Annotated in this window: 9 protein-coding genes and 1 tRNA gene; 7 read left to right on the top strand and 3 right to left on the bottom strand. The window is 58.9% G+C overall.

Going from position 1 to position 9,718, the window contains the following annotated elements:
* Positions 1-33: 33 nt before the first annotated feature.
* Positions 34-110: transfer RNA gene (locus F8J34_RS06705), tRNA-Arg, on the bottom strand.
* 98 nt (positions 111-208) lie between these two features.
* On the opposite strand from F8J34_RS06705, the gene F8J34_RS06700 reads away from it, so the two are divergent.
* The 7 genes from F8J34_RS06700 to F8J34_RS06670 are packed head-to-tail and all read left to right on the top strand — an operon-like array spanning position 209 to position 7,926.
* On the top strand, positions 209-1,114 hold the full coding sequence (locus F8J34_RS06700; protein WP_297057453.1) for a spermine synthase: 906 nt from the start codon (positions 209-211) through the stop codon (positions 1,112-1,114).
* Complete coding sequence (locus F8J34_RS06695) at positions 1,107-1,823, top strand: flavodoxin family protein (protein WP_297057450.1); 717 nt, start codon at positions 1,107-1,109, stop codon at positions 1,821-1,823. Before F8J34_RS06700 ends, F8J34_RS06695 begins: the two co-directional genes overlap by 8 nt.
* Positions 1,780-2,316 carry a nitroreductase gene (locus tag F8J34_RS06690; protein WP_297057449.1) on the top strand — a complete coding sequence of 179 codons (537 nt, stop codon included), beginning with the start codon at positions 1,780-1,782 and terminating at the stop codon, positions 2,314-2,316. Before F8J34_RS06695 ends, F8J34_RS06690 begins: the two co-directional genes overlap by 44 nt.
* Positions 2,313-2,867, top strand: a complete 555-nt coding sequence (locus F8J34_RS06685) for a DUF4390 domain-containing protein (RefSeq protein ID WP_297057446.1) — start codon at positions 2,313-2,315, stop codon at positions 2,865-2,867. Before F8J34_RS06690 ends, F8J34_RS06685 begins: the two co-directional genes overlap by 4 nt.
* On the top strand, positions 2,864-5,038 hold the full coding sequence (locus F8J34_RS06680; RefSeq protein ID WP_297057444.1) for an ATP-binding protein: 2,175 nt from the start codon (positions 2,864-2,866) through the stop codon (positions 5,036-5,038). Before F8J34_RS06685 ends, F8J34_RS06680 begins: the two co-directional genes overlap by 4 nt.
* Positions 5,031-6,395 (top strand): sigma-54 dependent transcriptional regulator, encoded by a 1,365-nt coding sequence (locus tag F8J34_RS06675; protein WP_297057442.1) that lies wholly within the window; start codon positions 5,031-5,033, stop codon positions 6,393-6,395. The genes F8J34_RS06680 and F8J34_RS06675 overlap by 8 nt, the downstream gene beginning before the upstream one ends.
* Complete coding sequence (locus tag F8J34_RS06670) at positions 6,388-7,926, top strand: methylenetetrahydrofolate reductase C-terminal domain-containing protein (protein ID WP_297057439.1); 1,539 nt, start codon at positions 6,388-6,390, stop codon at positions 7,924-7,926. Before F8J34_RS06675 ends, F8J34_RS06670 begins: the two co-directional genes overlap by 8 nt.
* On the opposite strand, the gene F8J34_RS06665 is transcribed toward F8J34_RS06670, so the two are convergent.
* Both F8J34_RS06665 and F8J34_RS06660 read right to left on the bottom strand, forming a co-directional pair.
* Entirely contained in the window at positions 7,904-9,019 is a 1,116-nt protein-coding gene (locus tag F8J34_RS06665; protein ID WP_297057438.1) for a hypothetical protein, read from the bottom strand. The genes F8J34_RS06670 and F8J34_RS06665 overlap by 23 nt on opposite strands.
* On the bottom strand, positions 8,964-9,718 hold a 755-nt coding region (locus tag F8J34_RS06660), incomplete at its 5' end, for a DNA topoisomerase (RefSeq protein WP_297057436.1). The genes F8J34_RS06665 and F8J34_RS06660, both read right to left, overlap by 56 nt.

Below are 9,718 nucleotides of genomic sequence, written 5' to 3'. Positions count from 1 at the left end.
GAGCGAGGAGGAGAGGCTTGAAACCCTTGATATTGGCGCGCCCGGGAGGACTCGAACCTCCAACCTTTGGATTCGTAGTCCAATGCTCTATCCGATTGAGCTACGGGCGCACCGTTTCCTACTTTAATCTCTTCCCTTTAACTTGGCAAGGGACCCACTTTCCTGTTAATTATTGAAGGCAAAGATCCCCTCGACGGAGGCTGCCTTTATGCCCATTATGGAAACCTCTCTACCTACCGAAGGCCCCGGAGCCAAGATCATCCTGGGAGAACCGGTCCAAAAGGGATATTTTTACGGTTACGAAGGAGTGGTGCTGCACGAAGAAGGCGGGGAACAGGCCATCATGATCCTGGAAAACCCCTTCTGGGGTCGTATCTTCTTCATCAACGGAACCGCTCAGTTCACCTCCCGGGACGAATTCATCTACCACGAAGCCCTGGTCCACATTCCCATCCAGGCCTTCCCTGAAGGACGGGTGCGAAAGGTATTAATCTGCGGAGGCGGAGATTACGGTGCCGCCCGGGAGGTTCTCAAATATCCCGAGGTGGAAAAAGTCCTCATCGCAGATATAGACCCCCGGGTTCCCCGCCTGGTACGCCAATTCTTCCCTGCCCTTCTGCCGCAGGATCCCGCTGATCCGCGTCTCGAACTCCTGACCGTGGATGCTTTTGCCCTGGTCCAGGAACTGGTAGAAAAAAACGAACATTTTGATCTGGTTATTATCGACTCCACCGATCCAGACATCTCTCTGGCTGAACGCACCCTGGAACTCTCTCACTCTCTTTTCAGTGAATCCTTCCACCGTATGCTGCTTCAACTGGCCCCGGAAGGAGCCATAGTCCAGCAAGCAGCCACCCCCTTCACCATGAAGGAAATCCTCGAAGGTTCCTATCGGGTCTTCCAGCGGGTCTATGGAAAAGACATCTTCTGTTACCGGGCCTCCATTCCCTCCTTCGGGGGAGACAACGCCTATCTCCTGCGCTTTCCCGGAGATCCAACCCAACCCCGACGTACCTGGATTCCGGAAACCCTCTATTACACCCACCAAATCCACAGGGCCTCCTTCGCCCTCCCCAGATTCTGGCTTAAGGAGGTACTGGACAAAAATGGCTAAGATCCTGGGCATCCTGGGTTCCCCCCATCCTTACGGAGGATCGGGTTCCCTGCTCCGCTGCGCTCTTTACGCCGCCGAGGAACTGGGGCTCACCACCGAGATCATCGAACTCTATCGCGGACGGATCGAGCCCTGCATCGGTTGCGTCCAGAACGAGGAACCCACCTGCAAGTATCCCTGTATCTTCGAAGACTATGGACGGGAGATCCTGACCAAACTCAGGGAAGCCGCGGGCTATGTCCTGGCCACCCCGGTGTACTGGTACGGTCCCTCCGGCCCCCTTAAGATCCTCATCGACCGGATGACCGCTCTGGAAAATATGGTCGCCTTCGGTGAAGCCAGTTATGTGGAGGGCAAAGTGGTAGGGGTTATTACAGTGGGGGCCGATGCCGGAGCCACCCTGGCCGGGGCCTATCTCCTTACCGTGCTCAATGCCATGGGGGCCATGATCCCTCCCTGGGCTCATGCCTATTCCCATCGCGGAAAAGAAGCCCTTTATGACGATCGGGCCGCCATGGATGCCATAAACGTGGGTCGCCTGGTGGGAGGATTGATCCTTCGCCTGGAAGGTCGTGAAGGCCCCCTCACCTACCACGAAGATCCGGAGCTTCTCCAGCGAATTCGTCAAAAGGTGCTGGAGGAAAAAACGCGCCAGGAGGCACAGAATGGAGGGAATAGAACGCAGGTTCGAGGAAAATCCGGTTCTTAAGGCCATTTACGGCCGCCGGAGCATCCGGGAATACACACAGGAAGTGCCTCCGCGGGAACTTATCCTGGAGATAATCCGGGCGGGCATCTGGGCTCCCTCCGGGCTCAACAACCAGCCCTGGCGTTTTGCTATCGTATGGAACGCGGAAAAAAGGGAGAAACTGGCGGAACTCACCCGTTACGGAGAAATCATTCGCCGGGCTCCGGTGGTAATCGCCGTGTTTCTGGATCGTAAGGTCATGTATCACCAGATCAAGGACCATCAATCCGCCGGGGCCTGCATCGAAAATATGCTCCTTGCCGCCCATGCCCTGGGCCTGGGCGGGGTATGGCTGGGAGAAATCCTGAAAAACGAAGCCCGGGTGCGAGAGGTCCTGGATCTGCCCGAGGATCTGGAGCTCGCAGCGGTGGTGGCCCTGGGATACCCTCATGACCACCGCCGCCGGGCCGGACGCAAACCTCTCCAAAGCTTTATTTTGAGGGAATTTCCTTGAAAAAGCTCCCGATCCTGGCTCTGATCCTCTATCTCCTGGGGGCGGCTTCGGCTCTGGCCCTTAAGGTGCGGGACCTCAACGTGGCCCCCTATCGGGACTACCTCCTGCTTTACGCCTACCTGGAGGATTTCCCCCAGGAAGATTTCCGGGAGGCCACCCGCCATGGGCTGGGGCTTTCCTTCACCTTCCATATCGAAATCTACCGCATCCGACGCTTTCTCCGCGACGAAAAGATCTTCGATCAGGAAATCACCCGGGTGGTGTATTATGACCCGGTAAAAAATATCTATTACGTCCAGACCGTGGGAGCCCCGGAGGCCCCCCGGCGGGCCCCCTCTTTCAGGCAGGCCCTCTGGCTGGCGGCCAATCTGGAGGGCATCCCCCTGATGCCTCTGGTGCGCCTTCAGCCCAAAACCCGCTACCGGCTGAAACTGAAGGCCGAGGTGCGTAAGATCGCCCGGGTGGGATGGCCCAAAAAGATCATTCGATTTCTCCTTTTTAAAGGCGAAAGCCTTGAATCCTCCTGGACCAGCCTGGTCTTTTCGTTATGAGGATCCCGGACGAAGAAAAATTCAAACGTCGTCGCGAACTTACCTATATCTTTCTGGGAATAATCCTTCTCAGCCTCCTGGTCTTTGTAGAATTTCGCATCTTTCATCTCCTTCCCTGGAGCTTTTCCGGCCAAAACCTGATTATCTTCGCCCTCATCCAGCTCAATCTCATCCTCCTTCTCCTGGTGACTTACCTGGTCTTACGAAACGTACTCAAAACCCTCTTTGAAGCCCGGGCCAGCCGGATCTCACGCAGCCTTCAGGTCAAACTGGTCTTTTCCTTTCTGCTCCTGAGTTTCCTTCCGGCCCTTATCCTCTTTGTAACCTCCCATCAATTCATCGAAACCAGTCTGGAATACTGGTTCGGAAGCAACCTGGACCAGCAGATGGAAAAGGCCCTCATCGAGGCCCGGGCCTATTATCAGGACCGGGAACGGGAAATCCTCCTCCAGTTGCAACATCTCGAGAAGAAATATCTCCATAAAACCCGACACCTCTCCTCCAAGATGCTCAAACACTATCGGCGTAAAATGGGGCTGGATACCCTGGAGATATACGACATCCGGGGACGTTTGCTCAAATATAGCTACACCCGAAAGGGTCCGCACCAGAAACTGGGCATCCCACCCTCCATTCTCAACCAGGTCCTTTCCACCGGCACCCCGGTTTCCGAAACCAGCAACTTACGCAATCGGGTCCTCCTGCGGGTCTTTATGCCCACCACCTTTCGGAGGCAGACCCTGATCCTGGCCGGAGGGAAATTCCTGGACCCCGGCCTGGAAAAACTGATCAAGGACATAAGTTCCGGTGTGGGGCTTTATCAACAGCTCAAGTTTCTGCGGGCCCCGCTCAAGACCTCTCTCCTTCTGCTTCTCCTCCTGGTTACCCTTCTTACCATCTTCGTGGGGGTATGGTTCGGGATGCGTCTAGCCCGGGGGCTTACCGGTCCTCTTCAGGAGCTGGCCCTGGCTGCGGATCGCATCGCCGCCCGGGAATTCGAGGTGCACCTCCCGGAGGAGACTCCGGACGAGGTGGGGGTTCTGGTGCGGGCCTTCCGACGTATGACCGAGGAGCTCAAGCACTACCGTACCCGGGTTGAGGAGACCACCCGGGCCCTGGCCCAGGCCAACGAGGAACTCAAACGGCGCACCGCCTACCTGGAAACCATCCTCTTCAATATCACCGCCGGGGTGATGGCCATCGACCAGAAAGAACGTCTCACCCTGATCAACCAGCGGGCCAGGGAACTCCTGGATCTCCCTCAGGTTCAGGAGGGCCCCCCCTTAAAACAGATCCTCTCCCCGGAACTCTACGAGATCTTCCGGGAACTCAAGGAAAAGATCCCCCGCGACCGCCCCGCGGGCCAGCCCCTGCGCCTGGTTCGCGGCGATAAGACCCTGGTCCTGGGTCTTACCGGAGTGCGTCTTCCCGAAGAGGCCTTCCCCGGATACCTTTTTCTGGTGGAAGATCTTACGGAGAAGGAACGCATGGAACGTCTGGCTGCCTGGAGAGAAGTGGCGCGACGTATCGCTCATGAGGTCAAAAATCCCCTTACCCCCATTCAGCTTTCGGCTCAACGCCTCCGGCGCCGTCTGGTGGACCACCTCTCTTCCAAAGACCGCGAAATTCTGGAGCGCTGCACCACCACCATCGAAAAACAGGTGGAAGAGCTGAAGCGCCTGGTAAACGAATTCTCCGCCTTCGCTCGACTCCCCGGCCTTAAACCCGAGGAGCACCGGCTCTCCGAGGTCATCCGGGAGGTGGTAACCCTCTATCAGGAGGCCCATCGGGGGATACATTTCCAGGTAAACCTCGAGGAAATACCCCCCTTCCTCCTGGATCGGGACCAGATGAAACGGGTCTTCCTCAATCTCTTCGATAACGCCATCGCCGCCATGGGAGAGGAAGGGGAGATCCGGGTCGAGGTCCTACGGGAGGGAGAATGGGTGCGCATCGAGGTGGCGGACACCGGTCCGGGAATCCCTCCGGAGATCCGCCCCCGGCTTTTCGAGCCTTATGCCTCGGGCAAAGGAGGGACCGGCCTGGGGCTGGCCATTGTGCATTCCATCGTTCAGGGGCACGGCGGAGAGATCCGGGCCGAGGAAAACTCCCCTCACGGGGCCCGGTTCGTTATCCGGCTTCCCCTGCGGAGAAAGACCACCCATGCCTGAAATCCTGGTGGTGGACGACGAAAAGAGCATCCTGGAAAGCCTCCGGGACATCCTGGAGGACGAGGGCTATACCGTGCGTTGTGTGGAAACCGGAGAGGAGGCCCTTCGGGAGGTAGAGGAAAACCCCCCGGATCTGGTCCTGCTGGATATCTGGCTTCCCGGGATCGACGGGATGGAAGTGCTGGCTCGATTGCGCCAGGGACATCCCTCCTTACCGATAATCATGATCTCCGGCCATGGAACCATAGAACTGGCGGTAAAGGCGGTAAAACTCGGGGCCTTCGATTTTCTGGAAAAACCCCTCTCCTACGATCGGGTGGTGGTCTCGGTGGAAAAGGCCCTGCGCATGCGAGCCCTGGAGGAGGAAAACCTGCGTCTGAGGGCCCGGTTGAGGGAACCCGGTCTTACCGGAAATTCCCCGGCCATCCGCGAGGTGCGGGAATTGATCGCCCGGGTGGCTCCCACCGAGGCCACGGTACTCATTCAGGGGGAATCCGGGGTGGGCAAGGAGGTAGCGGCCCGGATGATCCATCGACTCTCCTCCCGGGCCTCCGGTCCGTTCGTGGAGGTAAACTGTGCTGCCATCCCGGAAAGCCTTATCGAAAGCGAACTTTTCGGACACGAACGGGGGGCCTTCACCGGAGCCACCCAGGCCCGAAGGGGCAAGTTCGATCAGGCCCATAAAGGAACCCTCTTCCTGGACGAAGTGGGAGATATGAGTCTGGCCGCTCAGGCCAAGGTACTGCGCGTGCTCCAGGAAAAACGTTTTCAGCGGGTGGGAGGAGACCGCCTCATCGAAGTGGATGTGCGTATCATCGCCGCCACCAACAAGGACCTCCGCCGGGAAATCGCCGCCGGGCGTTTTCGGGAAGATCTCTTCTTCCGTCTCAATGTGGTGCCCCTGGTAATCCCTCCCCTGCGGGAACGGCCGGAGGACATCCCCCTGCTGGTGGAGGAGTTCCTGGACGAACTGGCCCGGCACAGTGGCCTGGGGCGCAAGACCATTTCTCCGGAGGTGCTGGAGGTGCTCCGGGCTTATCCCTGGCCCGGAAACGTACGCGAACTACGCAACCTTATCGAGAGACTGGTCATCGTTTCTCCGGGACAGGAGATCACCCTGAATGATCTTCCCCGCGAATTTCTGGAGTACGCGGAAAAGGGAAAGGGGCCGGAGGAAGTCCCGGAATGGCTCAGGGTCTCGGACTTCAAAACCGCCCGGGAACTCTTTGAGAGGGAATTCCTGCGTCGCAAGCTGGAGGAATTTAACGGTAACATCTCCCGCATGGCCCAGGCCATAGGTCTTAGGCGAACCTATCTTCATCGCAAATTAAAGGCCCTGGGGCTTTCCCGTGAGTGAAAGGCGCGGTTTTGATGAAATCCTCCGGAGCAAGGAGTTCGTAGTAACCTTCGAACTGGTCCCCGGACGCAGTACCCGCACCCGACATTACCGGCATATTATCCGCTTTGCCGAGGAAGTGGCCTCCAAGGGGCTCTTTGACGCCCTCTCCATCACCGACAATGCCGGGGGACATCCGGCCCTGGCCCCGGAAGCCCTGGGACGGGAATTGCGCCACATGGGACATCACCCCATCATTCACTTCTCCTGCAAAGACAAAAACCGCAACATGATCGAAAGCGATCTCCTGGCCCTGGATCGGGAGGGGCTGCACACCCTCCTGGTGCTCACCGGCGACTATCCCCGATACGGCTATCAGGGACGGGCCAAGCCCGTGTTTGATCTCGATTCGGTGACTCTTCTCCGGATGGTTTCGGAGATGCGGCGGGGATTCCGCCTGGCACCGGAGGTCCCCGGGGGCGGAGTGGAACTTCCCCCTATCCCTTTCTTCCCGGGATGCGTGGTCAACCCATTTAAATGGAGCGAGGCCGAAACCCTCCTGCAATACTGGAAACTGGTGCGCAAGATCCGGGCCGGGGCCCGCTTCGTGATCACCCAGGTGGGGTTCTGTGTACGGAAGTTCCAGGAACTCCTGTTCTTCCTCCGGGAGGAGGGGCTCCGGATACCCGTATTGGCGGGAATCCTGGTGCTGGATATCCGCCTGGCCCGCATCCTCCATCGCGGGGTGGTTCCGGGGATAACCATTTCCACCGAGCTTCTGCGGGAGGTGGAGAAAGAATCCCAGGGCCCGGACCGGGGGCGAGGAGCAGCCCTGGATCGGGCCGCTAAACTCATGGCCATCTGCCGGGGGCTGGGCTTCCAGGGAGTCCATATCTGCGGGGCCCCGCTCGATGCCGAAGCCGCCCACGAACTCCTGGAACGCTCCCGGGAATATCTTCCCCGCTGGCAGGAACTCCTCCCGGAGTTTCGGGATCATCCCCGGGGAGCCTTCTTTCTCTACGAGGAAGACCGGGAGACCGGCCTCAATCGTCCGCGCCGGGTCCCCCTAACCCCCAAAACCCGCCGGGGGATCTCTTATCCTTTGATGGAACTTGCGCATCGGATCTTCTTCTCCCCGCGGAGCCCTCTTTTTTCCCCTCTCCGCCGCTGGGCGGACAAACTGGCGCACAGTGCGCTGGAGAAATATTTCCTGCATCTGGAATACGCCCTCAAGAAGGTCCTCTTCGACTGTCAGGAGTGCGGCGATTGCGTGCTTCCGCAGATGGCCTATCTCTGCCCCCAGAGCCAGTGCGCCAAATTTCTCCTGAATGGTCCCTGCGGAGGGAGTCGGGACGGCTGGTGTGAGGTCTATCCCGGCAAACGCCGGTGTGTATATGTGCGGATATACGAACGATTAAAACCCGAAAAAAGGCCCTTTTATCTCCGGGACCTGGAACTACCCCCCCGGGACTGGGCCCTTTTCCGTACCTCCTCCTGGCTCAATTTTTACCAGGGGAAGACCCCCCGCCCTACTGAGCCACCGGAAGAGTAAGGAGCGGGGATATGCCCTTGCCTTTAGAGGCCTCCAGGGCAAAGAGTTGCTGAAGGAGAATGAAAGTGGCTTTACTGCTGCGATCCTGATCCGCGATATAGAACCAGTGTCCCCGATAGCGCACCGCCAGAAGGGCCCGGCGGGGCAGGGTGGCGGAGGAGGAAACCCGGAAGAGATCCCCCAGGACCTCGGACCAGTTGAAGGGGGCCCCACCGGCCTCTAAGGTCCGGGCAGCCCTTCCGGCCTGCAGGTCCTCCTCCGGTACCTCCACCCCCTGAGAAAGATAAAAGAGCACCCCGATAAGGGAACGGGTTTCCACCCGCAGGACGTTCGGGGCCGGAGGCCCCTCCGGGCCTACCAGACGATAATACGGAGCCGGCTCAAGCCTTAAGAGACGGAGAAGTTCGGTATAGGCGGGAAGGTCCCGGGCCGCGGAGGAGATCTTTAGGGCCGGAAAGGGGGAGCCGCCCTTTTCCAGATAGAGGAATCTCAGATAGCCCCGGCGGCGTAAGGCCTCAAAATCCCGACTAACCCGAAGAAAACGTCGGAAACGAGGGACCTGGATCGGGGTGGGCCCCGAGGCCGTAGGGGCATTGGGAATATCGTTCAGGCGCTGCACGCAGAGTCGAAGCACCCGATCGGCCCGCCAGCCCGAATTGAGAAGGAGCAGGAGGTGCCCCAGACGAATAGGGGAGAGCAGACGTTTGGCAAATTCTTCTCCCTGAAGGGGAACAAAGGTAAAAGTGGGTCTAGCCGCATAGGAAAAACCCAGGTTAAGGCTGTAGGAGTCCGGATATGCCTCGTTTATCTCCGCTCCTGCTCCCGCATTACCGGAAAAGGAAAACTGGGTGGAGATACTGGTGACCTGAAGAAACACCGGTGGTTCCCCGTAACGAAGCCGCACCAGATTGAGAAGCATCTGTTCGGAAAGGGCCCGCTGAAGGGCCTGATTGAAGTTCAGGGAGGATTCCCGGAGCACCGCTCCGGAATGGACCCCGCAGGCGGAAAGAAACCCCAGAAGGAGGAGAAATCCCAGCCTATACAAAACGCAGGGCCAGATCCCGGAGCCGCAGGCAGACCTCCTGCCAGTCATCCCCTCCCTCCTCGATACGGTCCATAAATTCCTCGAGTTCCCGGGTAAACTCCTCGGAAATATAGTGCGGAAAATCGCGTTTAAGTACCTGATAGACCTCCTTCCCCAGGTGGGTGGGGACCAGTCCTCCTCCCCTGACCGCCTTGACATAGCCCCGGTGAAGAAGGGTGCTTACGATCTCGGCGTAGGTGGAGGGTCGGCCCAGACCACGCCGTTTCATTTCCTGAACCAGGGTCCCCTCGGTATAAAGGGGCTTGGCCGGAACGGCCTGCAAACGTATATCCTCCGGCCCGCCCTCCGCCCGGAAAAGCACCGGCGGGTCCCACAGGAGATCGTGTCCGTGTTCCAGGATCTCGAGAGGGACCTCTTCCTCCCAGCGCTGTCCCCGCAGGGAAAATCCTATCCGGCCCCAGAGGACCCGGGGATTACGACACTGGCTGGCCATAAAACGGCGGAAGATAAGATCGTAGAGTCTCAGGGCGTCCCTCTCGTTTTCCAGGCTCAACAGTCCATGGGCCAGCCGGGAGCGCAATTCTCGCGTGTCCCAGGGTCGGGTGGGACGAATGGCCTCGTGAGCCCCGCCCTCGCCCCATCCCCGGGGCCGGAAATATTCGGGCCCCAGGGTCTTTTCCAGATAGGGCCGGGCCACCTGAAAACGACCGGCTTCCGAAACCCGGGTGGAATCGGTGCGATGATAGG

Origin of the sequence: Thermosulfurimonas sp., from assembly GCF_015491435.1 — a bacterium.
In the GTDB taxonomy this organism is placed as follows: domain Bacteria; phylum Desulfobacterota; class Thermodesulfobacteria; order Thermodesulfobacteriales; family Thermodesulfobacteriaceae; genus Thermosulfurimonas_A.
Note: the sequence above shows the minus strand (reverse complement) of the source record. Positions and strands in the feature narration are given on the sequence as shown.

Bases quoted from the DNA above. Each gene is read 5' to 3' on its own strand.
- F8J34_RS06665 (WP_297057438.1), bottom strand. From the start codon at position 9,019: ATGACTGGCAGGAGGTCTGCCTGCGGCTCCGGGATCTGGCCCTGCGTT.
- F8J34_RS06680 (WP_297057444.1), top strand. From the start codon at position 2,864: ATGAGGATCCCGGACGAAGAAAAATTCAAACGTCGTCGCGAACTTACC.
- F8J34_RS06700 (WP_297057453.1), top strand. From the start codon at position 209: ATGCCCATTATGGAAACCTCTCTACCTACCGAAGGCCCCGGAGCCAAG.
- F8J34_RS06675 (WP_297057442.1), top strand. From the start codon at position 5,031: ATGCCTGAAATCCTGGTGGTGGACGACGAAAAGAGCATCCTGGAAAGC.
- F8J34_RS06695 (WP_297057450.1), top strand. From the start codon at position 1,107: ATGGCTAAGATCCTGGGCATCCTGGGTTCCCCCCATCCTTACGGAGGA.
- F8J34_RS06690 (WP_297057449.1), top strand. From the start codon at position 1,780: ATGGAGGGAATAGAACGCAGGTTCGAGGAAAATCCGGTTCTTAAGGCC.